Annotated in this window: 13 protein-coding genes; all 13 read right to left on the reverse strand. The window is 40.0% G+C overall.

Translation table 11 applies throughout. The features are described 5' to 3' along the window. Nucleotides 1-25: 25 nt before the first annotated feature. The gene (locus tag FDK13_RS31430; protein ID WP_220417474.1) at nt 26-886 is read right to left on the reverse strand and encodes an SdiA-regulated domain-containing protein; all 861 of its coding nucleotides are present in this window, start codon (nt 884-886) and stop codon (nt 26-28) included. 70 nt (nt 887-956) lie between these two features. After that, complete coding sequence (locus tag FDK13_RS31435; protein WP_137343989.1) at nt 957-2,189, reverse strand: Pycsar system effector family protein; 1,233 nt, start codon at nt 2,187-2,189, stop codon at nt 957-959. A 44-nt stretch (nt 2,190-2,233) separates the two neighbouring features. Continuing rightward, a complete protein-coding gene (locus FDK13_RS31440; protein ID WP_137343990.1) occupies nt 2,234-4,597 on the reverse strand; it encodes a GAF domain-containing protein in 2,364 nt (787 codons plus the stop codon). Nucleotides 4,598-4,796: 199 nt separating this feature from the next. After that, nucleotides 4,797-6,065: an NAD(P)/FAD-dependent oxidoreductase gene (locus tag FDK13_RS31445; RefSeq protein WP_137343991.1), complete on the reverse strand. Its 1,269-nt coding sequence runs from the start codon at nt 6,063-6,065 to the stop codon at nt 4,797-4,799. Between the two features lie 410 nt (nt 6,066-6,475). Next, nucleotides 6,476-6,814: a GNAT family N-acetyltransferase gene (locus FDK13_RS31450; RefSeq protein ID WP_137343992.1), complete on the reverse strand. Its 339-nt coding sequence runs from the start codon at nt 6,812-6,814 to the stop codon at nt 6,476-6,478. Nucleotides 6,815-6,835: 21 nt separating this feature from the next. After that, on the reverse strand, nt 6,836-9,214 hold the full coding sequence (locus FDK13_RS31455) for an ABC transporter permease (RefSeq protein WP_137344008.1): 2,379 nt from the start codon (nt 9,212-9,214) through the stop codon (nt 6,836-6,838). A 66-nt stretch (nt 9,215-9,280) separates the two neighbouring features. Next, nucleotides 9,281-11,665, reverse strand: a complete 2,385-nt coding sequence (locus FDK13_RS31460) for an ABC transporter permease (protein ID WP_137343993.1) — start codon at nt 11,663-11,665, stop codon at nt 9,281-9,283. A gap of 51 nt (nt 11,666-11,716) precedes the next feature. Then, a complete protein-coding gene (locus FDK13_RS31465; protein WP_137343994.1) occupies nt 11,717-14,134 on the reverse strand; it encodes an ABC transporter permease in 2,418 nt (805 codons plus the stop codon). Nucleotides 14,135-14,224: 90 nt separating this feature from the next. Continuing rightward, nucleotides 14,225-16,585 (reverse strand): ABC transporter permease, encoded by a 2,361-nt coding sequence (locus FDK13_RS31470; protein WP_170982965.1) that lies wholly within the window; start codon nt 16,583-16,585, stop codon nt 14,225-14,227. A gap of 90 nt (nt 16,586-16,675) precedes the next feature. Further along, entirely contained in the window at nt 16,676-19,072 is a 2,397-nt protein-coding gene (locus tag FDK13_RS31475; protein WP_137343996.1) for an ABC transporter permease, read from the reverse strand. 113 nt (nt 19,073-19,185) lie between these two features. Next, nucleotides 19,186-21,603, reverse strand: a complete 2,418-nt coding sequence (locus FDK13_RS31480; RefSeq protein ID WP_137343997.1) for an ABC transporter permease — start codon at nt 21,601-21,603, stop codon at nt 19,186-19,188. A gap of 90 nt (nt 21,604-21,693) precedes the next feature. Next, a complete protein-coding gene (locus tag FDK13_RS31485; RefSeq protein ID WP_137343998.1) occupies nt 21,694-24,090 on the reverse strand; it encodes an ABC transporter permease in 2,397 nt (798 codons plus the stop codon). Between the two features lie 91 nt (nt 24,091-24,181). After that, nucleotides 24,182-26,548, reverse strand: coding sequence for an ABC transporter permease (locus FDK13_RS31490; protein WP_137343999.1), 2,367 nt, complete (start codon nt 26,546-26,548; stop codon nt 24,182-24,184). Nucleotides 26,549-26,574 lie beyond the last annotated feature (26 nt).

Below are 26,574 nucleotides of genomic sequence, written 5' to 3' on the forward strand. Positions count from 1 at the left end.
CCAAGTTAAGGTAAGTTCACCTAAATTATTTACTTAACTTATTAAATTTCAAAATGTTACCTTCTGCAAAATCGTCTCCTTCATTGGAAATATAAAGATTACCGTCTTTGTCAAAAGCAATACCCTCGGGCTGAGTGAATATATTCCCATTGAGTGTCAGAGCTTGTTGAACCTTCCAGTTTTTGTCTGTTATTACCAATAATTTGTTAACAGCAGAGATAATATACCAGTCTTTTGAAAACGGATTTTGTGCCATTCCGGAAGGTCTGAAACCTCTTTCCACTTTTCCAGTCAATGCTTTTATTTCCTTTACGCTGATCTGAAATGGTCGGGGAACGGCAACACTGTCGCCGGTATGAAAAACATATCCTGTAATGCTTTTTTTTGAATCATCCTGCACACAGTTTTTACAAAGAACATACAGACTATCTGTATCTTCATTGCCATAAATGCTTTCATATTCACCTTTTGGCAATACCTTTTTCCATTCCCGGGTACTGTCAACTTCCTCATATGCAGATTCCCAAAACGGAAATGTATAAAGTGTTCCGTTACTTTTAAGCACCACAACCCGGTCATTGATAATGGCCAGATCTTCATAATCCCCTTTTTTACCAAATTTGGCGTGATACTGCTTTTTTACACCCCAGGCGAGACGAAAAACTTTGCCTTCTTCATCCTGAATGGCATAAACCGTGTCAGGATTTCCTTTTTGAAAAGCAATTCCTGAAATTTCAAAAAGGCTTTCCGGCATGAAAAACTTTTCAGGACTTTCAAGATTGTAATCTTTCAAGGTTTGTTCATTTTCATGTGAATTTGAACAACCTGTAAAAAAAGTAGCTAGTAAAATGGCCGAAGCCAGTATTTTGTAAAAGTTATAGCTCATATAAATTTAATTTCTGTCTGTGTTAATTTAACACCTGAAATCTTCATTCTTAATTAGTCCAGCCTCAAATTTATTTCCCGAAAAACATCGAGGCAATCACAAATGAAACCACCGATGCGACAATCCCAAACATGAAAACGTTATAACCAACGCGCAACAATCTGTATTTTCTACCTAAAACAACACCTTGGGAATACACATCTTTTGTCAAACTTCCGTATAAAAAATCGCGGTCGTTCATCATGGCCTGCATTCCGGCTGCGTAATCCGAGTAAGCCATTCTGTAAAAATTACCGAAGAAAAGCAGATTGACTTTTTTGTCGGTTATATCCTGTTCTGTAAACGTTCCGTGTGGAATAGTGGGACGAGTTGCCAGTATTGAAAATACCATTGTAATCACACAAATCGTAAGCAGTAAAATCGTCGGAAATATCAGATACGCGTTATCTTCCAGTTTTCTAAGCAAAATACTCAGCAAAACTGAAATAATAATCGAGGTCGTTGTGATCATAATATGTGCCTTATTATCAGCCATATCACTCAGTCTCTGGTGGTTATTTGAACTGATACGGAACATGGTTTCAATTCCCTTGTCCGGCCTGTCCGACTTTGCCTTTTTATCTTTATCCTCTTCTGTTTCTGATGCCATTTTTGTATCATCTATGTATTTAAGAAGATTAATCGGCGGTTCCGGTTCTTTCACTTTTTCTGTTTCTTTATCTTTTAACTTCTGAATATTTCTCTTTTTCACCTCATCCAGCAAAGCCCGGCAATAATCAGTCTGGTACGTATGTGCTTCAAGAAACTCGATCGTATGTTTCCGCCAGTCCTTTTTATCAATTTTTTTGCCGGCCCCTATTTCCTTTTCTTTCCGCATCAACTTGTTTTTTTCAACAAATCCATCCGTACCCAAATGGTACAAGTCAGCATCACAAACAATTTGCTGAAGAAATACCAATGGTTTTTGTGGAATGGTTGTCGCCAGAATACAGCCCTGAATCGCCAGAATTATCTCCTCCTTAACTTCCTGTTCTTCCAGATAAACCTTTGCAAGTTCAGCGCCACGCTGTTCATGTCCTTCCGCCCCGCCCGTGCAATAGCCAATATCATGAAACCAGGCAGCCGTTACCACCACAAAATTATCCTTATCATGCAGCTCGTAATGTTTCGAAATATCTATTGCATGTTCAACAACTTCCTCCGTGTGCGTCAGATTGTGATAAATTAATTGTTCAATCTGCTGCGTTTTGAAAAAGTGTTTTACATGATGCTGAACATGTTCAAGGACCTTATCGTAATTCATATAATTATTTTAGATTTTCTGACATAGTAAGGAATTCAAAACTTTCAGCTCCATTCGCCATCCAGATTCACACCGATGCGCAAGGCTCTCAATCCGGTAACACCTTGTAATTCTTCAAGTTCCAGATATTCAAGATCGTTTTTCAAGGTATTTTTCTCCTGAAGATATTTGATGTAATTAACATATTCTTCCGCGGATTTACTATTGAAATATACCAGCGCAATTTTCCCGGGCTGCGTCAAACGTTCTCCGGTTTCCTTCACATGCACTTTATCAATTCGTTTTTTGATCACATGATAACGGATATTATAAGAACCTTCCACATCAAAACGCCTCTCGTCATCACGGAAACTAATATCGATACTGTTGGAATTTATAAAAATAAGCTGCGTAGTTTCCAACGGATTTTTCATCTGCGGCATCAGCTCGTGCGTAATTTTCGCTATGGCCGCCATGGAAGTCAGCTGCCATAGACGGATATTATTCAAATAGAGAATGTTAAAGTTTTTCTCCGGCGCAATTTCCTGACCGATATAAATATCATACTCCACGCCATCCGTCCTGAATTTTTCAAAATAACATGGATAGGATTGCTGGATTTCATTTTTAAAAAGTTCAAGATAAAGATTCACAGCCGAGTTTATCGTCTGCATGGAAGATTCAAGGGCATTTCTGTTGGCATAAGCTATGCCATTCTCCTTATCAACTATTTTGTAATAAGCATCAATACTTTCCGCCAGCTTTTCCTCACTATGTCTGAAATGTTGTAAAAACGGATAAACCTCATACTCAAAGAAATCCAGAACCTTTACTTCGTCATTTTCTGTCGACTGATCCGAAATCCGGTCCATCCACTTTTTACATTTGAAGATAATTTCGTCCGCCAAACCCAGTCCTACATTTTCTTTAATGATTGTAAGTACCTTAATCAGAGCTCCAAATTGAACCTGCAAATCCGTATGCAGAGCTGTATTTCTCTCAACGGTAGAATTCCGGATATCAACCGCTCCGTATAATGGGTAAACATTTTTGAAATGAATACTTTCAATCGGAGTTTTTGGAAGCTGAATGGTATTGTCTCGCAGATAATGCCAGGCAACTTCTTTGAATTTCCATTGGACGGCAGGTTGCAACGACGTGAATTTTTCCTTGATCACATTTTCAATTCGTGAGTCGAATTCGTTGATATTGTTCTGCAAAAGCTGGCCGATAAGCGGAAGTGCAGGTTCCAATCGTGAAAGAGAATGCTCACTCAGCAAATCTTTTTGTTTACTGTAAAGTTCAAGAACACCTACCAGCCGGGAAGCATTATAAACCGGCAGCAAGGCATATGAATGAACTCCGTGGGTTTTCAAAACCTTCAAAAAATCACCATGATCTTCTCCGTCATTCAAATCTTTATAAAAATGAACAGACGGATTTTTGAAAAATTTATCAGCCAGATACAGAAAATCATTTTCTTCCAATCCTTGTTCAAGGGAAGTCTGCACCAGAATGCTATGGGTGCACAAATCATCACTGAAAACCAGTTTTTCATTGACACGCAGTTCCGGTAACAAGCCAAACCTCACTTCATGACTACCGATCAGCAGGTTAAGTGAGGCAATAATTTTTTCGTAGTACGACTGCGCAGTTTCCCGTACAGGATTCAGAATTATATTTTTAATATTTTCAACTGCCTGATCTGCCGTCACATCTGTTAAAGTAATAACAGAAAATCCCTCGAATTTGAACATCGAAAGCGGCAATATCCCCGCAAGCGTATTCCAGTCAAAATCCCGCTGGGCTTGTTTTTGAATAATTTCAATGCTGAGTTCAGGCAAAGGCTGCTTCGCCGTCACTTCAATGAAATCCTTGCCAAGATTTAACTTGTAATATTTGGACAAACAAGTTTTATCATCTCTGATCGAGAGGATCATCTCGTTGTTGTGATAGGACGGAATGCCGTAAAAACGTTCGAGAATGAAAGCATAAAGCATTTGCACTTTTTGCTTTTTCTCAATGCTTATGTCAATATCCCGAAGCAAATCACATTTCGCGTGTCCTGTGTCCTTATCCGCCAACAGATCGTGAAACGCAGAAGTTTCGTAAAAAATCGTTGGTTTTAACGGAACGCTCAACGCCCATAAAGTTTCCTTTTCATCAGCAATTACCGGCACCAGCATGTTATAAACCAAACTTAGCTGCTCCTGAAAATCACCGATTTCAGATAATTCTACCTTTCCCGCAAACCTTGGATTTTCAGTAAACCGATCCAGCACGAACTCAAAAAATCTCTTCTTTACCGTCGTCTCTCCTGCAATTCTTTCTTTTATATAATCTATGAATTTTTTAAAGGAGAGTGATACATCAATCTGCTCGATTTCCGGAGGAATATTTTGCGATATATCTAATATGGTTTCCTTCATTATTTAATCTTTTCAGTGGATTCAATTTCGTTTTTTCCTTGTTCGGACATGAAAGAAGACGAGCGATAGGGCCAATTACTTTTTAATTTTCCTGTTTTATTTATTAGAGAGAAACGCCAGACGCCAAAGAAATAATTCTCATCGACATCAGCGCCTTATCTATACTAAATTGAAACAACAAACCAGACTATTGAATTCCTTATTGGCTTTTATTTTGCCGCGAAGGTTTTATAATCATCCGCAAAGACTGGTCTTTTGTGAAATAGGCTATCGTCCAGTTGTAAAAAGTCCTGAAACGGTTTCGGTAAGTAATCAAAGAAAGAAGGTGAATAAACAGCCAGATCAGCCAGGCAAAAAATCCGTTTAAATGCAATTTTGGCCTGGGCAGATCTACCACTGCTTTGTTTTTACCAATAATCGCCATGGAACCCTTATCAAAATACTCAAACGGTTCAGGCGTTTTTCCGTCGGCTATCAGTTTGAAATTTTTTGCAAGTTTTCTCCCCTGCTGAATCGCAACCTGAGCTACCTGCGGATGCCCGCCAGTGAAGTTCGGATCCGTAATTTGGATGCAGGTATCACCTATTGCGTAAATATTTTCGGTGCTCTGGACCTTGTTAAACTGATCGACCATGATGCGTCTTCCACGACCATAACTTTCTGTTGGAATGCCTTCAAAAACCTTGGCAGTTACACCAGCAGCCCATATCAGGTTTTTTGTTTCAATCGGTTCGCTGTTGTCGAATATAACGATATCGTTAACGTAGTCCTTAACATGCGTATTCAATTTTATTTTGACCCCAAGCCTGCGAAGGTCGTCGTAGGTATTTTGCTGGGATTTTACGCTCATAGGCGATAGCAATGCATCTCCCCCATCCACGAGATAAATTTCGCTGCCTTTTCCGGCCAGCTCGGGATATTCTTTGCGAAGAATTCCATTCCTCATCTCCGCGAACATGCCCGAAACTTCCACACCCGTCGGGCCGCCACCGGCGATCACAATCGTAAGAAGCTTTTTGGTTTCTTCCGGGTCAGTGGAAATTGATGCCATTTCCATCTGTTGAAGCAATTTATTACGCATTTCGATGGCATCATCAAGCGTTTTCATCGGAATTGCGTTTTTCTTCACATTTTCCATACCGAAATAATTCGTTTCGGCACCGGTTGCAAACACCAGGTAATCATAGGTTAGATCGCCGTTGTCAAGAACAATTTTGTTTTCGGCAGGAATCACTTTTTGCAGCTCGCCAAGCCTGAAATGCACATTATCTTTCCCTGAAAATAATTTCCTGAAAGGATAACTGATACTAGACGGCTCCAAAAATGCGGTGGCCACCTGATAAATTAGCGGCGGAAAAAAATTGTAATTATTTTTATCTACCAGTATAACTTCAAACTCATTATGGTTGGCAAGGGAAAGTGCAAAATTCACTCCTGCAAAACCGCCGCCTATAATCACTACTTTCATTATCAATGCTATTTTAATTAAAAAATAATCTGACTGAATTTTTCATTTGGAACAGATTTTCCAATTATCATTCCAAAGAAATTTTCATACCGATGCTTGGCCAAAATCCTATTTTTGCCCTGTGTGGCAAGGACATTTCGGCGACAGACGAAGATAATAAAAGAAAGGAGTATTCCAGAAAGTTTTCAGTTAATCCATTCGACAAACTGTGTAAATCAGCTTATAAAAAAGGATTAAAATCATACTTTCTTAAATACTCCGGAAATAGTACAAAACCCGACTTGTTCCTACATACGAAACGTAGCACGAACGATTTAGTTTTCCTGGATTTTTACATTTCCAGGGGTGAACAACATAGAAGTGCAAAAGCAGTTTTTACAATCTTTACTTTTCAAAGTCTGATAATTCACTCAACTTTTACTGCCTTCCCAAAACTTCTTTTCTTTGGTAATTTCATTAAAAGTCACGGTTTCAAAACCCAGTTTTGCATTCATCTTCATAACCGCTAGTCCGGTTGTAATGCTAAAAACCTTGGCATTTGGAAAACGTTGACGGGATAAGTCAAAGATCTTCTCCTTAATTGCTTTTGCGATTCCGCATTTACGGAAAGCCGGCGAAACGATCAGTCCGGAATTGGAAACGAATTCTCTGTTTTGCCAAACTTCAATATAGGAAAATCCAACCCACTCATTTTTTGACATCAATGTGAAAGAAAAAAAGACTTTGGCAAAAGAAAATTCTTTTGCCAAAGTCTTTTTACAACAACAATTTTATTCAGCTTTTAACGATTTGATTGGATCTGTCAACGCCGCTTTGATTGCCTGATATCCTACCGTTACCAATGTTAACATCATCACTGAGCCTCCTGCGATAACAAAAACGCTGATTCCCAGATCGATACTATAAGCAAATTCATGCAGCCATTGACTCATAGCCCAACCGATTAAAGGAAATGCGATAATCATCGCAATCACGATAAGTTTGAGAAAATCCATAGAAAGCATCATGGCAACATTTCCGACAGTAGCTCCTACTACTTTTCTGATTCCAATTTCCTTTTGTCGTCGCTGCGCAGTAAAAGCGGCCAGACCAAATAAACCCAGACAGGAAATCAATATAGCCAGGCCTGCAAAGTATTGTGACAACATACCGATTCTTTGCTCAGAAACATACAATGCGCGGTAATTTTCGTCAAGAAACTGATAATCGAAAACCAGTCCGTGATTATACTGCTGGAAAACTTTTTGAATCCTGGCTATGGTTTGTTTTTCAGAACCGCCATTTATCTTGACCATAATATTGGGCATAATTGGATAAACCTGGAAAAAGCACGGTTTTACAGTTTCATACAAAGATTCGAAATTGAAGTTTTTAACCACACCAACGATCTGCCTTTCTTTCCCCCAAAATTTGATCGTTTTACCAATCGGATCTTTGAGACCCATACTTTTAATAGCAGCTTCGTTAAAAACAATTTCGTTATAAGCATTTTGATTCTGGGAAAAACTACGGCCTTCTTTGAGTTGTATCCCAACAGTTTCCATAAAGTTGTAACCAACTTCCAGATTAGAAAATTCTATGTTTTTACCCGGCGTTTTTCCCGGCCAGTCAAAGTCAGAAATAGAGCCGTGATCACCCGTAAGATTGTGGGAATAACTGGATGCATTGATAACGCCAGGAATATTTTTGATTTCACCCAGAAAACTTTCGGCTGCTTTCAGCTTCACAGAATCCATTTCCAGCGGGATCTCGAAATGAATAATATTGTCCCGGTTATAACCAAGGTTCCGGGTCTGAATATATTTAATCTGTTTGTAAACCACCAAAACTGAAACTATAAAGATCACAGAAACAGCAAATTGGAACACGACCAAACCCTTTCTTACCCAAAGCTCACCGACTGAAGTTTTAAGCTTTCCTTTCAGAACGGTTGCGGGATTAAAACCGGAAACGTATAAGGCCGGATAGCTTCCTGAGATAAGTCCTGTCAAAAAAGTTATCCCTAAAACGGTTAGGATCAGTAGGACGTTAAGTTGTATTTCAATATGTTTCCCGGTTATGTCATTGAACTGCGGCAGCAACAAAATAACCAGCAGAACAGCAAAAATCAATGACAAAAATGACATCAGTAATGATTCTCCCAGGTATTGAAAAACCAGTGAACTCCGCAATGCGCCAACCACTTTTTTGATGCCCACTTCTTTAATTCTTCCCGAAGCTTTCGCCGTCGACAAATTCATAAAATTGATGCAGGCAATGATTAGAATAAAAAGACCAATGATGGAAAAAAGTTTGACATATGTAATTCTTCCACCGGATTGAACGCCATTAACGAACTGTCCGTGAAGATATTTATCCGAATATTTAATTGCAAATAATTGCGTCGTCGACTTATTATCTTTTGATGTCAGGTAACTTTTAATCTTTGCATTGAAGCGGTTGAGATCCGTTTCTTTTTTCAAAATAACAAAAGTACTGGGATCACTGTTTCCCCAAAACTTCATTCCTTGCCGTTTTTCTGCAAAAAGGTCAAAATTGAAAAGTACATCAAACTGGTTTGTGGCATTAACAGGATTATTTTTAAAAACACCACCGATGGCATAAACTCCGCTGAATTCACCATTGTCCCATTTTATAGTTTTGCCAATAATCTGATCCGTTGAGTGAAATATTTTCGATGCAAGTTCCTCTGAAATAGCAACCGTTTGAAGATCAGTAAATAATGAATTTTTATCGCCAGATACAAACGGACAGGTAAAAACGTCAAAATAATTTTTGCTGATAAACTGGCCGCCAGCTTTCAAATGTGTTTCTTCAAAAGTAATGACACCCTTATTTGAAAACCAGGAAGCCGGTACTACGGTCGCCGACTTTTCAACTTCCGGCATTTCCGACGCAAGCGCATTTGCCAAAAGGCCGGGCGTGTTGCTGCTCGTTTTGATACCGTCGTCATTTGAATAATTGGCCATAACCTGAAACAACTGGGCATCTTTTTCATTGACCTTGTCAACCTGCAATTCATCATTCACCCACAGGTAAATCAGCAGCGTACAGGCAAGCCCCGTCGACAAACCTACAAGATTTAATATGGTAAACTGACGCTCTTTCAAGAGATTTCGCCAGGCGATTTTTAGATAGCTTTTTAGCATTTGGCGGTTAGCGATTAGCCCGCGGCTGCTCGCATCGTTAAGGTGGCTCTTGTTCAATTTTTTTTTCTACTCGCTTCTCAAACTTTTCACAGGATCCAGCAAGGCTGCTCTTATTGATTGATAACTCACTGTCATCAATGTAATGATTAAAGCACCAAGGCTGGCGAAGATGAATATCCACGGAGAAATTTCTGTTCTGTACTCATATTTTTGCAGCCATCCGTTCAGGAAATATAAGGCAATCGGTGTGGAAATGATACAGGAAATAATTACCAGCACCACAAAATCCGTTGAAAGCATCCGCCACAAATTTGTCACGGAAGCGCCAAGCACTTTGCGTACACCAATTTCTTTGGTACGCTGCTCAGCTGTAAAAGATGCCAGACCAAAAATCCCTAAACAGCTGATAATGATTGCTAAAATTGAAAAGAAAGTCGTCAGTTTACCGATACGTTCTTCGTTAAAAAATTTGGTTGCATATTGTTCGTCTACAAAATTGTATTCGAAAGGAGAACCGGTATCGTATTTTTTAAATACATCTTCAATCTGAGCCAAAGCTGTGGAAGAATTGGTCTGAGGGTTTAGTTTGAGGGTTACAATACTACCGTCTCCTGATGACAAACTATAAAATATTGGCACAATTGGTGCATAGGGAGATTGAATAAGCATATCTTTTGTTACGCCGATAATTTTCATAGGTTTTCCATTCCAGGTAAGCATTTCACCAACCGGATCTTTTAAACCCATAAACTTTACAGCCGCTTCGTTGACAATCAAAGCCGAAGAATCTGTTGAAAATTCTTTTGAAAAATCCCGGCCGTCTTTAAATCGCCAGCCTATGGTTTTGCCATAATCATGAGAAACTTCATTAAAATTAAAATCAGCTGATAAGGACGGATCCTTTCCTTTCCATACAAAACCGCTAGTAGACGACCATGTTTCGGTTGTCGGGCTACCCGATTCTGCTATTTCGGCAATAGCTCCCGATTTTTTCAATTCATCTTTCACCGCATCAAAATGATTGTGAATATCCGGCGTTGATAAACTAATGACGATCAAACCATTCCGGTCATAACCAACAGGTCTGTTTTTTGCGAATTGAATTTGTTGAAACACAACAGTTGTTCCGATAATCAAGATAATTGAAACTGTAAATTGAACAACCACCAGCGCTTTTCTTGGTATCGCCGCAAAACGGCCTGCTTTAAATGTTCCTTTTAACACTTTTACAGGCTGGAAAGAAGATAAATACAACGCCGGATAGCTGCCTGCAATCATGGCAGTTAACAAACTAAAACCGATTCCGGCCAGCCAGAAAAGTGGGTTGGCCCATAATATCTCAAGCTTTTTGTCAGCCACGTCATTAAATTGAGGAAGGATCAGCAATACCAGCACCATCGCCAAAACAAATGCCAGCGCTACAACAATTAACGATTCGCTGAAAAACTGGACAATCAATTGTTTTCGGACTGAGCCGATTGCCTTGCGGATTCCCACTTCTTTCGCTCTTTTTTCAGAGCGGGCGGTGCTCAGATTCATAAAATTGATACAGGCCAGCAGCAGTACAAATGAACCGATTATTCCAAAAAGCCAGACAAATTCGATTAAGCCGCCAACACGTTTTCCGTCCTTAAATTCGGAGTACAAATGCCACTCGCTCATGGGATTAAGAAAAACTTCCGGCTTGTATTTCAGTTGTTCAGGACGAATATTTTTTACTTTGATGTCCTTTATTTTTGCAGAAACTTTTTCAATATCAGAGTTATCGTTTAACTGAACGAATGTCTGATAACTATTTGACCGCCAAGGATCATCATTTGTTTTCATCCAGGGCGAATCGATTTCATACAGACTCCATGGTGCCATAAACTGCATTCCTCTAAAAGTAGAATTATGCGGCATATCTTCATAAACACCGGTAACTTTTACATCCAGTCGGTTATCGATTTTCATAAGCTGATCCACGGGATCTTTGTCTCCAAAAAAAGCTTTTGCCACCGATTCTGAAAGCATAATCGAATGCGGATCGTTTAATCCTTCCACGGTTCCGCTCAGCATTTTTACGGTTAACATCTCAGGTGCATCCGGTTCAATATAAGGTCCGCTTTTCGCCAGTTTCTTTTCACCAAATGCAAGAACATGTCTGTTGCTCCAGGTGGATCTGACAACATATTTAAAATCGCTTCCATAACTTTTTTTAAGCTCGGGGCCTAATGGAAATGGCACGGCAGATTGTGTTCCGATTTGTCCATTATAAGTCTGATGTTGCATGATTTGCGCAACCCGGCCATAATTTTTGTGAAAACGATCGTAAGAAATTTCATCATAAATCCACAGGCCAATCAGTATAGCTACCGCCATTCCCATTGCTAAACCGGTGATATTAATGAACCCGTACCCCTTATTTTTGGCCAGGTTTCTGAAAGCGATTTTTAAATAATTACGTAGCATGGCTTTTGATGTTTGGTATTAACTTGATATATTTTATTTGATCCCGGTATGTTATTCGCTTTTCAAGCTTTTTACGGGATCCATCAGCGCTGCTTTTATACTTTGAAAGCTGATGGTAAGCAATGCCGTGCAGACAGTCAGCAAACCAGCCAGTGCGAAAACCCACCATTCAATGTCAGTTTTATAGGCAAAATCTTTTAGCCACTGATTCATGCCATACCAGGCAAGAGGCGTTGCGATGAAAATGGCAACGATTATAAGATTCAGAAAGTCTTTGGAAAGCAAAGTAACAATGCTGACCACTGAGGCTCCCAATACTTTACGCACACCAATTTCTTTGGTACGCTGCAAGGTTGTGAAAGCAGCCAGACCGAATAATCCCAGACAGGCGATAACCACAGCAAGTCCGGCAAAAATGCCAAAGAGAGCTCCGATTCGCTGTTCTGACTGATACATTTTGTTGAACCGTTCATTAAGAAATGTATACGAAAAAGGACTGTCCGTTTGTGCTTTCCAGTTTTGTTCCAGTGTTTTTAACAAACCCGGCATATTATCGGTACGAATCCGTAAGGCCATTTGATACCGGTCGCCACCATACATCATGATCAAGGGCGCTATGCTTTGGTGCATGGATTCAAAATGAAAGTTTTTCGTTACACCAACGACAGTATAAACACGTTTACTATTTTCACTTCCGTTACCGACCGTGGATATCCTCTGACCGATCGGCTTTGTCCATCCAAATTGTTTTACGGCAGCTTCATTGACCAAAACTGCTGCGCTGTCGGATGAAAACGATCTGGAAAAATTACGTCCCCCTGCCAAACCAATGCCGAGTGTCGACAAATAATCTTCGTCAATCTGATAGGTTCTTAAACGAAACGGAGAAACATTGCCTGCTGCACTTTCCGGTAAAAAACCATCGGTACCGTTATTGGAATCGCCGGCTGGCAGGTATCCGGCTAAGGTGACATCCTGTATCTGCGACAACTTTTTAAGTTCTTCCTTAAATACTTTTGACTTGTCACCCAGAACATAAGTATCCTGCAAAATCAGGACCTGATCTTTATCAAATCCAACCTTTTTGTTTTGGATAAAACGAAGCTGCTGATAAACGACAATAGTCCCGATAATCATACCGATAGAAACGACAAACTGGACAGTAACCAGCGCGTTTCTCAGCCAGCCACTTCTTACGCCCATTTGAAGTTTCCCTTTCAAAACACTGATCGGCCTGAAAGCAGACAGAAAAAAAGCAGGATAACTGCCTGCCAACAATCCAACAAATAAACAGCCTGCCAAAGCATAGGCAATCATCCGGACGTTAAGAATTGTCTGTATATCAAATTGTTTACCAGCCAGCTGATTGAAACTTGGCAGAACGGATATTACAATAACAAATGCCACCAAAAGTGCCAGAAACGTAAGCAGGATTGATTCCGTCAGAAATTGAAAAATAAGCTGCTGCTGAATAGAACCCAACACTTTTCTGATACCAACTTCCTTGGCACGGTTGGCTGAACCGGCAGTTGATAAATTCATGAAATTGATACAGGCAAGGAGCAGAATAAATGCTGCGATGGCAGAAAAAATGTAGACGTATTTAATGTCTCCGTTTGGTTCCAGTTCGTTTTCAAGATCTGAGTTTAGGTGAATGTCAGTTAGCGGCTGAAAAGTAAATCCAAAGCGATCACCCTTACGAAGATATTCCTCATAACTCATGCCTAAAAATTCCTGAATTTCAGGAGCAATATATTTTTTTACAATCTGCGGGCCTTGTGCGGCAAGTTTTTCTACCGGATAGTTTTTTCGTAATAAAAGATACGTATGTGCTCCGCTAGACAACCACTTTTCACCCAATTGCACCGATGCCAATGATCCAAAAAAGTCGAAATGAAAATGCGAGGTTTCCGGAACATTCCTGCAAACACCCGTTATCCTGAACAAGCCTCTGGTACCTAACGTTAGACTTTTCCCAATTGGATCAATTTTACCAAAATACTTATCAGCCACCGCTTCTGTTATAACCATTGTATTCGGCTCTTTCAAAGCGCTTTTCGTATCGCCTTTCATCAGCGGTATTGAAAAAACAGAGAAGAAATTGCTATCTGCAAAAACCACTCTTTCTTCTTTAAATTTTTCGTTGCCATATTTAACCAAAAATGACCCTTCTCTTGTCAGCCGGGTGTAAGATTCTATTCCCGGATAATCGCTGGATATTGCCGGGCCAACAGGTGCCGGTGCTCCGGCAATATTTATTTCCCTTCCTCCAATTTTACCATTCAGCGTAACGCGATAAATCCGGTCCGCGTTTAAATTGAATTTATCATAGCTCAATTCGCTTTGGACAAAAAGCAAAATCAGTATACAGGTGGCCAGCCCGATAGCCAATCCGAAAATATTGATAGCAGAAAACGCCTTTTTATTCCAAAGGCTTCGCCAGGCGATTTTGAAGTAATTACTGATCATGGTATCGGAATATTTATAGGTTGGAGTAAAGAATTTCTGGATTGGACGGGTTTGCTTTTGCAAAGGATTGGGCGGCCATGAGGGCCGTCCCTACTCGCTTTTTAAACTTGTTACCGGATTCATGAGCGCTGCTTTTATGCTTTGAAAACTTATCGTAACAATAGCAGTTATGAGTGTCAGAAGACCAGCTGCTAGAAATAATTTCCAATCAATATCCACTTTAAACGCGAAATTATTCAGCCATTTTTCCATGAAATACCAGGCAACCGGTATAGCAATGACGATCGCAATACAAATCAGTTTTAAAAAATCTTTTGATAGTAATGTGATAATACTGGTTATTGAAGCGCCAAGAACTTTCCTGACACCGATCTCTTTTGTCCGCTGTTCGGCAGCAAACGAAACAAGACCTAATAACCCAAGGCAAGAAATGACGATGGCAATTCCTGCAAAAAAATTGAATAATCGTTCCGTCTGCTGTTCCGATTTATACTGGTCATTGTAATGTGCTTCAAGGAATTTGTAATCAAAAGGATATTCCGGAGCATATTCCCCCCATAACTTACGTGCTGCAGCCAATGCTGTCGTGGCGGATTCGCCAGTGGTTTTGACGAGTACAATATTATTAATTTGGGGTCGGGAGGATAGAATTAGGGGCCTTATTGTTTCGTGAATTGAGGCAATGTTAAAATCTTTGACAATACTAATGATCTCGCCTTCTCTCCCTTCAACTTTTATACGTTTTCCAAGAGGGTTTTTCAATCCCATCTGCCTGACTGCCGTCTCGTTCAACATAAAATGAAGCGAATCCGAAGGACTTCCATCAAAATTTCGCCCGTCCAGAATTTTAATCCCAAAACTTGGAATGAATGCCGGATCGATACTGGTATAAGCAAAAATGGGCATGGATTTAGGATCTTTCCCCTCCCACTCAACCGTACCCGTTCCTCTTAAAACATTGACCGGAGAATCACTGGCAGTACTCACACTTTTAACGAATGGCTGCTCAGACAAGGCTTGCTGCAATGGCAAAGCAAACTTTTTTCCATCGAAAGAAAATACGTGCTCCCGGTTAAATCCCGGATTTCGCTCACGAATAAAACGCAACTGGCTTCCAATAATTAAGGTACTGGTAATCAAAATCGTAGCCAATGCGAATTGTGTCACGACAAGCCCTTTCCGTAAACCCAAAGTATTGCGCTGGTTCGAGCGTCCCCGTAATACCTGGATGGGATTGAAACCAGCAATCATCAATGCCGGATAAATTCCTGCCAGTAAAAAAGTCAGAAGCAAGGCTCCGACTAGGATAAGTATTGAATCAAAATCAATCAATGAAAATTGGCCCGTTTTTCCTGTTATCTCCTGGTAAAATGGTAGAATAATTTCTATTAACAACACAGCAAAAACCAGTGAAAGACTTAAAGTCAAAATTGATTCTACCATCAATTGTCCGGCCAATTGACCTGATCTTGCACCAACCACTTTACGGATTCCAACTTCGCGGTTGCGACGCGACGCACGGGCAGTTGTCAAATTTACATAGTTGATACAACCGATACTCAAAAGCAAGAATGCGATAAGGCCCAATAGGTTAACCTGCTGCATTCCGGAACTCTTTCCATCTGGCGAGTATAGATGCAGTTGGCTGAATGGTTGTAAAAAATACAGCACTGCATCATTATCTTTATTCCTGGCTGCTTTTTTTATTGAAGTTATTTTCTGACCTACAATTTCAGGATTTGTAGTTTTATCCAGTTTTACAAATGTTTCAAAGTCGTAAGCAATCCAGCTTTCATCCAGATTATCGCCATTGTTTTCTTCTCTAAACGGTAATACTTTAGCCTGCATAGGCAAAAACATTTTTTGCTTAAAGTTTGTGTTATCAGGACTATCCTCAATCACAGCACCTACTGTGAGTATCTGGTTGTTCTCTACGTTTTTAAAAAATTTGCCAACTGCATTGGCCGTACCAAAATACTTTATGGCAAGATCTCTGGTTAAAATTGCAGAAGCAGGCGTCGGAAACAAATTGTTTTTATCGCCATAAAGCAGGGTAAAGCCGTCGAAAAAATTTATAAAATCCCCGTCTATATAAGCCAGATCTCCCTTTTCTGTGATGGTATTATTGCCAACACGAAAAATCCTCGCCCAATAGGGAGAAAGCCGGACAGCTCCGCGAACGCCTGGAATTGATTTTAAAGCAGCAGTTGAAACGGCACCCGGCGTATCTGGAAATGTGTTTTCCGCGGTTTCCGATCCAAAGCGTGTATTGACACGATAAATTTGTTCAATGTCCGAATGAAAATTGTCGTAACTCAATTCATCCCTTACCCACCAAAAAAGCAGAATACTCACAGCAAGTACAATACCCATACCGCCGATATTCAATAACGAATACCACTTTTCATTAACCAGATTTCTGAAAGCGATTTTGAAATAATTGCGTATCATGGGCATTTTCTGATTTGTTCCATTAAACTAAGAATTTTGGATTGGACGGGTTTGCTTTTGCGCCGGATTGGACGGCCACGAGGGCCGCCCCTACTCGCTTTTTAAACTTTTTACGGGATCCAAAAGTGCGGCTCTTATCGCCTGGTAACTTACCGTAAGCAAAGTTATCAGCATTGCACCCAAGCCTGACGCAGCAAAAACCCACCAGGAAATTTCAGTTCTATATTCATATTTCTGCAACCAGCCGTTTAGAAAATAGTAAGCGATTGGCACAGATACAACGCAGGAAATAATAACGAGAATTACAAAATCAGTTGATAATAAAGCCCAAAGATTGGCCACAGAAGCACCTAACACTTTTCTGATCCCGATTTCTTTGGTGCGTTGTTCGGCAGTAAAAGATGCTAATGCAAAAAGACCGAGACAACTGATTAGGATAGCAAGCCCCGCAAACGCAGAGGCTAATTTTGCGATACGCTCTTCGGCAGAGAATTTAGCAGCATACTGATCATCAGTAAACTTATAGTCAAAAGGACTGCCGGGGTTAAATTTTCGGAAAACGTCTTCAACCTTCCCAAGGGAATTTGCGGCCGGCAATTGCGGGTTCAGTTTAATATTGATAACATTAGCCCAGCTGTAATTCAACATAAAAACAGTAGGACGCACCGGCTCGAAAGGTGAATCCATCACCATATCGCTAATAACGCCAACCACCGTAAATGCTTTTTCATTCCATCTGACCTGCTTGCCAATTACATCTTCCGGCGTCTTGAATCCCATATATTTTACAGTTGTTTCGGTCATAATCATACCGGAAGAATCTGTGGCAAACTGCCTTGAAAAATCACGTCCGCCTTTGAACTGCCAACCTACTGTTTTCCCAAAATCATGCGTCACTGCAACTGTACCAAAATTTTCTTTAAAGTTTGGATCCTTACCTTCCCAATTAAACCCGCCATTATTAGAAGTTAATTTCGTAACCCGGGACGAAGAAGTGGACATCTCTACCACAGCTCCCGTTTCCAGCAAATTACTTCTCAAAGTATTATAGTGACTGTATAATTCGGGGGTATTCATGTCAATAGTTATCAGTCCGCTTCGGTCGTAACCTATCGGCCGGTTTTTAGCAAACTGAATTTGCCTGAAAACAATAACGGTACCTATAATCAGTGTTACCGAAACAGTAAATTGCAAAACAACAAGTACTTTTCTGGGGATGGCTGCAAAACGCCCGATATTAAAAGTGCCTTTTAGTACTTTTATTGGCTGGAAAGACGACAAATAAAGAGCCGGATAACTACCCGAAACAATTCCGGTAATCAGACAAAAACCGATTCCTAAAAGCCAAAAGACCGGACTCGCCCACAATACATTCATTTTTTTATCGGCAACCTCATTGAAAAATGGCAATGCGGCAACAAGCAGAATAATGGAAATTACAAAAGCCAGCGAAACGATCATCAACGATTCGCTCAAAAACTGATATATAAGTTGTCCCCGTTTCGAGCCAATTGCCTTGCGAATTCCTACTTCTTTTGCTCGTTTTTCCGATCTGGCAGTGCTTAAATTCATGAAATTGATGGAGGCCAGCAACAGCACAAAAAGCCCGATAATACCCAAAAGCCAAATATATTGGATGCGGCTATCCAGCTTCCCTTTTTTATCCCATCCCGTATATAAATGCCATTTGGCCATGGGATGGATATAAAGCCTTGGTTTTAAAAATGCCGTTTGCGGCGCATGTTTTAATTTTAAATCAGCGATTTTCCTGGATACAGCTTCATAATCTGAGTGAGGATTAATCTGAACCAAAACCTGCCAGGAATTATTATCCCACTCCTTATTATCCAAAGCCCTTTTTACCCAGTCCTGCGTCGCCACATACAAATTCCAGGGAGCAATAAAAGTTATATCATTAAATTCTGAATTATAAGGCAGATCTTCATAAACACCAGTCACTTTTACATTCAGCTTATTATCTATTTTTATAATCTTATCGAGTGGATTTTCATTTCCAAAAAGTGCATTCGCAACAGATTGGGATAACATTACAGAAGACTGATCCTTTAAACCGGAACGTGTTCCCCTCAGCATCTTTAACGAAAACATATCCGGGGCCTGTTCACTGAGATAATTTCCGGTTTTTGTGAATTTTTTATCGCCATAGGCCACGATATGCTCTTCTGTCCAGGAAGAATTTACAACGTATTTAAAGTCGTCGGGAAAATTGTTTCGAAGCTCATCGCCCATAGGCGCAGGCATATGCTCCTGATGGAAAATATTCCCTCCAAAAGTTCCCGATTCCATAATCTTGCCGATCCTGTCATAATTCCCATAATTTTTATTAAATGACAGTTCATCATAAATCCACAAACCGATCAGCATGGTTACAGCCATACCAACAGCCAAACCACCGATATTGATAACAGAATATCCTTTGTTCTTCAAAAGATTTCTGAAAGCGATTTTAAAATAATTACGTATCATATGCCTTTTCTGATTTATCCGATTAAACTAAGAATTTTGGATTGGGCTTCATTTTTGCAATGGATTGGGCGGGTTTGCTTTTGCAATGGAATGGGCGGCCACAAGGGCCGCTCCTACTCGTTTTTCAAACTTTTCACAGGATCCATCAATGCTGTTTTTATGCTTTGGAAGCTTACTGTGAATAAAGCAATCGCGATTGCCAGCAGTCCTGTCAATGCGAAAACCCACCACTCAATATTCACTTTATAGGCAAAATCCTGCAACCATCGGTTCATGCCTAACCAGGCCAATGGTGTGGCGATCAGGATGGCGAAGAAAATCAGTACTAGAAATTCTTTGGAAAGCAACCCAATGATATTTGTCACCGAAGCGCCCAATACTTTTCTGATACCTATTTCTTTGGTACGTTGTTCTGCGGAGAAAATGGTAAGGCCAAATAAACCCAAACAGGCAATAACAATGGCTATGAAAGTGAAGTAGATGACGATGTGCGAAGTGCGCTGCTCCTTCTCATAATTCTTTTGAAAATCCTGATCAAGAAATGAATAAGCAAATGGAGTATCCGGATTCAGCCTTTTCCAGGATTCCTGAAAGGTCGCCAACAGTTTGGTATAATCTTCCGATTTTAAATTTGTGATAAAGTATTGATGTTTATTAGCAATGGTTGTAGTAAATCCATAAGGCTTAATTTCATTATGCAGACTTTCAAAATTGAAATTCTTAACCACGCCCACAACAACCATGCTTTTCCGAACATTTTGAAGCTCATAATATACTTTCTTTCCCAAAGCATTTTGCGGATCAAAACCCAGTTCTTTCACCGCAGCTTCGTTTAAAATAATACTGTTTGAATCGGCTGTAAATTGTTTTGAAAACGTTCTTCCGGAAATCATTTTAAACCCCAGCGTTTCAGTGTAATCATTTTCAACGGCGGCGAAACGGATATCAACTGCTTCATTAACCGACTTAGATTCCGGATAAAAAAGTAAATCCTCAACATTTGCCATTCCGGGATAAGCCGATCCGCCGGAAGCAGAAACGACACCGGAATTTCTTTCAACTTCTTCTTTCAGCGCAGCAAAATTATTTTGTGACTGCGGTGTTTTAAGAGGAATAATAATTTTCTGGTTTTTATTGAATCCCAGATTTTGAGTTTGCAGAAAAGACAATTGTTTCCAGATCACAACGGCTCCTAAAATCAGTATGATCGATATTGTAAATTGAAAAACAACCAGTCCTTTTCTCAAAAGTGAAGCCGAAATATTATTGACAAATCTTCCTTTAAGTACACTGACAGGACGAAAAGAAGACAAATAAAAGGCAGGATAAATGCCTGAAAGTAATCCCGTAAGCAATGTAATCCCGACAATCCAGCCGATGAAATTCAGATTATTGCTAATAGTCAGATTCTTGCCCGTAAGATCATTAAAAAACGGAAGGGAAAGCTGGATAAAAAGTAAGGAAAGGAAAAGCGCAAGTACCGACATAGCCATTGATTCACCTAAAAACTGATAAACGAGCGACATTTTAAATGCTCCCATCGCTTTACGAACACCCACTTCCTTCGCTCTTTTCTCAGATCTGGCTGTTGACAAATTCATAAAATTAATGCAGGCGATCAGAAGTAACAGAGCAGCGATCATCCCGAAAATGTACAGATATATCATGCTGCCGTTCGGAGAAATCTCGCCGTCAAGATCAGAAGTCAGATAAATATCCGGTACGGATTGAATAAAAAGTTGTTTGGTAACACCCATTGCTTTAAGATCCGCACCACCATTGCGACTAAGAAATTGAGGCAGCTTGCTTTCAAATGTTTTGGCATCCGAGCCGTCACGCAATTTGATATAAGTATGAAAAATGTTATTTCCAGACCAGTTTTTTTGGTTACTAACCCACGGCCCCAAATCCGTATTTTGCATCGAAAGGAAAAAATGTGCGTCGATATGAGATTTGTGGCCATTCTTAAAAACACCTGAAACGGTATAATTAAAGTCGCCAAAATAAAGACCAATCCTAACCGTTTTGCCCAGCGGATTTTCGTTTCCAAACATTTTTGAAGCCAGCGTTTCTGACAAAACTATTGTATTGGGCTGATTCAGTGCATTTTCAGCTTTCCCATATTTAAAATCATATGAAAAAATTTCAAAAACGGTCGAGTCCGCATAAAACCCGTTTGGCTCATAAAATTGATTAACAGACCGATTCCCCTCGGTTTTTAAAAGCATATCTTCAAAGCCGGGAAACTTTAGTATGCGCGTAGCCGCTTCCACTTCCGGGAAATCATTTTTCAAGCCTTGAGCATAGGGACCCGCGGTTCCCGCCCAGGTTTCACCATTTGATTCACTCGCAATCCGGAAAATTCGGTTGCCGTATTGATGATGTTTATCTACGCTGTATTCGTCGGAAATGTAAAGTATTATTAAAAGACAAGTCGCCAGACCAAGTGCCAAGCCGAAAATATTAATTCCGGTATAAACCTTATTTTTCACAAGGTTTCTTAAAGCGATTTTGAAATAGTTACGTATCATGATGCGCGTTAACGTTTAGCTTTTCGTATTTAATTTCTATTGGTCTTTTTTACTATCCAGAACGCTAACAGCTAATCGCCAAAAGCTCCATTACTCACTTTTCAAACTTTTAACAGGATCCATAAGCGCGGCTCTTATCGCCTGGTAGCTTACAGTAAGCAACGTTATCAACATGGCACCAAGACCTGATGCTGCAAAAATCCACCACGAAATTTCCGTCCTGTATTCATATTTCTGCAACCATCCGTTCAGAAAATAGTAAGCGATTGGCACAGATACGACACAGGAAATAATAACCAGAACTACAAAATCTGCTGACAACAAAGCCCAAAGATTGGCCACTGATGCACCAAGAACTTTCCTGATTCCTATTTCTTTGGTACGTTGCTCGGCAGTAAAAGAAGCGAGAGCAAAAAGACCGAGGCAACTGATTAGTATTGCCAGAGAAGCAAAGGCAGAGGCCAGTTTGGCAATTCTCTCTTCGGAAGCAAATTTGGCAGCATATTGATCGTCCGAAAACCTGTAATCAAATGGACTTCCGGGATTGAATTTCCTGAAAACCCCTTCTATTTTTGCCAGTGAATTTGCTGCGGACTTTTCCGGATTCAGTTTTATGTTGATGTAATTGGCCCAACCGTAGTTCAGCATAAAAATAGTAGGATCGACAGGTTTGAAAGGCGAATCCATCACCATGTCACGGATAACACCAATCACGGTAAAAGGTTTGTTATCCCACTTGATAATCTTTCCAAGAATATCTTCCGGCCTTTTGAAACCAATATATTTTACCGCAGTCTCATTTAGAACCAGACCCGTAGAATCCGTTGAAAATTGTCTTGAAAAATCATGTCCGGCCTTAAATTGCCAGCCAACCGTTTTCCCAAAATCATGTGAAACTGCAATCGTACCAAAATTTGGCTTAAAATTGGGATCTTTATCTGCCCAGTCAAATCCACTATTATTAGAGTTTACTTCTGTAACTGCGGAAGATGAAGTTGACATTTCTGTCACCGCTCCTGTTTCCAGTAAACTGGCTCTTAAATCATTATAATGATTAAATAATTCCGGTGTATTCATACTAACGGTAATCAGCCCGCTCCTGTCGTAGCCGATCGGTCGGTTTTTAGCATACTGAATTTGTCTGAAAACGATTATTGTGCCAATGATAAGCGTCACTGAAACGGTGAATTGTAAAACCACCAGCACTTTTCTGGGGATAGCTGCAAACCGTCCAATATTAAAAGTTCCTTTTAAAACTTTTATCGGCTGAAAGGACGATAAATAAAGTGCGGGATAACTTCCGGAGATAATTCCGGTGATCAAACAGAAACCTATTCCAAGAAGCCAAAATACCGGACTATTCCACAAAACACTCATTTTCTTGTCGGCAATCTGATTGAAAAATGGAAGCGAGACAATTAGTAAACAAATAGAAAGCATAAAAGCCAGCGAAACAATCAGTAATGATTCGCTTAGAAACTGTGAAATAAGTTGTCCGCGTTTCGAACCGATTGCCTTCCGAATACCAACTTCTTTTGCACGTTTTTCTGATCGGGCGGTGCTTAAATTCATAAAATTGATAGAAGCCAGCAACAGCACAAAAAAACCGATTATGCCAAAGAGCCAGACATATTGAATACGGCCATCGAGATTTCCGCTTTTGTCCCAACCCGTGTATAAATGCCAGTTAGACATGGGTTCCACATAAAGCCTGGGCTTCAAAAATGCCGTATGCGGTGTATGTTTTAATTTTAAATTGGCAATTTTTTTGGATACCGCCGCGTAATCTGAATTTGGATTGATCTGTACTAAAACCTGCCATGAATTATTGTCCCATTCCTTATTATCCAGAGCTCTTTTGACCCAATCCTGCGTTGCAACATATAAATTCCAGGGTGCAATAAAAGTCAGATTTCTGAATTCCGAATTGTAGGGAAGATCTTCATAAACACCGGTCACTTTGACATTCAGCTTGTTATCTATTTTTACGATTTTATCAAGCGGATTTTCTTTTCCAAAAAGTGCACTGGCAACAGATTCCGATAACATAATGGAAGACTGCTCTTTCAAGCCGGAACGTGTTCCTTTTAACATTTTTAAAGAGAACATATCAGGAGCCTGTTCACTCAGATAATTCCCGGTTTTTGTAAATTTCTTGTCACCGAAAGCCAAAATATGTTCCCCATTCCAGGAAGAATTTATTACATATTTAAAATCGTCGGGAAAATTATTGCGAAGTTCTTCTCCCATGGGTGCAGGCATATATTCCTGATGGAAAACTTCGCCATCAAACACACCCAAAAGCACAATTTTTCCAATTCTGTCATAATTCTGATGGTACTTATCATATGAAAGTTCATCATAAATCCACAAACCGATTAGCATGGTTACAGCCATACCAACAGCCAAACCACCAATATTGATAGCAGAATATCCTTTGTTCTTCAAAAGATTTCTGAAAGCGATTTTGAAATAATTACGTATCATAAGCCTTTTTTCTAGTTTGTTCGATTTGAACTTTGGATTTTTGGATTGGGCTTTGCTTCTGCTCTGGATTGGGCGGACACAAGGCCCGTCCCTACTCGCTTTTTAAACTTTTCACCGGATTCATCAATGCTGCTTTTATGCTTTGGAAAGAAACGGTGAGTAATGCGACTGTAAGAGCGAGAAGGCCCGACAGCGCAAAAACAGGCCATTGAATATCGATCTTATAGGCAAAATCCTGCAACCATTTATCCATGGCGTACCAGGCTATCGGAACGGCGATAATAATACCGATCAGCACCATTTTTATAAAATCTTTGGCTAAAAGTCCGATAATGCCGGTAACGCTTGATCCTAAAACCTTACGAACGCCTATTTCCCTTGTCCGTATCTGAGCTGTGTAAGCTGCAAGCCCAAATAATCCCAGACATGAAATCAGTATGGCAATGGAGGCGAAAATATTAAAAAGAAGCCCGGTTTGCTTTTCAGATTTATACATGTCGTTGAAGGTATCGTCAAGAAAAGCGTAACTAAACGGAAACTGTCCGTTGTATTGTTTCCAGGAAGTTTCCGCGGCGCCAATGGCCTTTGCAGCATCTTCTCCCGTGGTTTTGATATAAATACGGTTCATGTAATCCGGGTAATAGGAAAAAATGGCGGGTTCTATTTTTTGTTTCATCGATTCAAAATGAAAATCCTTTACCACACCAATAATGGTTCCGCTGAAGTTCCATAATCTGAATTTTTTACCGATCGGATCCTTGATGCGGGCCGCTTTGACTGCGGTTTCATTGAGAATAAAATGAAGCGAATCCGCTACTGATCCGGTAAAATTAGCTCCCTGTAAAAGCTGCATTTTGAAAAAAGGCATAAAGTCTTTATCTATTGCCATGGGGCGCAGCATCAGCGTTTCACCTGCTTCTTTTCCCTCCCATTCATTGTCACCGGTTTGGGATCCGAGTTGGACAATATTTGAACTTCCTCTAGTAATAGCATTAATTCCTGGCTTGTTCATCAAATCTGCCTTAACAGCATCGTAATGTTTACCAATTCCGTACATGGGAAAGGATAAAACGTGCGTTTTGTCGTAACCCAACTCCTTGGAACGAATGTATTTAAGCTGATTACTGATAATAAAAGTACCGGCGATCAACATGACGGAAATAGAAAACTGCACCACAACCAGCCCTTTTCGAAACAATGCTTCATTTATCTTACCTGAAACTTTACCTTTTAATGCCTTCATCGGATCAAAAGAAGAAAGTAATAGTGCGGGATATATGCTGGACGCAATTAGTGTACCTCCAATGGTAAGTCCTATCACTTCCCAAATGCGATAACTGGTAAAATCGATCACCAGTTCTTTGCCCGCAATCTGATTGTAAACAGGTATCAGTAAATACAATAGAACCAGGGCAAACAGGGTTGCCAATAAAAAGAGCAGTGTCGTTTCGATCAGAAATTGCAAGAAAAGCTGAATTTTCGCTGCTCCGACTATTTTTCTCATACTCACCTCTTTGGAACGCAATATGGATCTTGCCGTGGAAAGATTGACATAATTGATACACGCTATACCAAGAATAAGGAGCGCAATAATGATGAACATTCTGACCGTTTCTATACCTTTTTCAGATCCATCAGATCTGTAAAGATGCATCTTAGCCAAAGGTTGCAAAAGATAAGCAACGTCAGTATCGTCGGCTTTGTTACGCAAATGTATATTTCTCAGCTTATCGGGCAAATTGCCCACGGGCTGTCCAGGTTGCAAAAGCAGGTACGTGGAATAATCAAACTGATGGAAATCGTTATCCGAATTTCTGCCATCCTGCCGCCTGCTGTACATGTTTTTAAACAACCGGGAAATAGGTAAAAACAGATCTGCCTGAATACTTGAATTCTTTGGTAAATCCTGGATTATACCCGTAACCATAAAACTTACTTTATCGTTGGCTGAGATAATTTTTCCAATCGGATCTTCATCCCCAAAATACTTTTTCGCGGTTGTCTCGGTAAGAATTATAGAATTTTCATCAAAAAAGGGTTTTCTGCTGTCTCCCTTAATGAGTTTAAAGTCGAAAACCGAGAATAAGTTGGGGTCAGTAAAAGAGGAATTGTTCTCGTTGAAAACTTTATCCTTATACGTAAACAAGATGTATTGATTGTTGCGGAAAAGCCTGACAGCATCCTTGATTTCCGGTAGTTCTTTTTTACCTAAAATTCCGATTGGTGCCGCAGTACTGGTCCATATCTGTTGGCTTGAACCGGTTCCTACCCTGTTTTCCAGTTTGAAGATATTATCTGACTGCCTGTGAAACCGATCAAAACTCAATTCGTCCTGTACCCACAACAAAATCAGAATACCTACACCAAGCCCAATCGTCAAACCGGTACAGTTAATGAGCGAGTAAAATCTGTTTTTCAATAAATTTCGCCAGGCAATTTTAAAATAGTTCGTGATCATAGCTATTTTTGGTAATGTTGTAAATT

It is taken from the genome of Dyadobacter frigoris (genome assembly GCF_005280585.1).
Lineage (GTDB): Bacteria > Bacteroidota > Bacteroidia > Cytophagales > Spirosomataceae > Dyadobacter > Dyadobacter frigoris.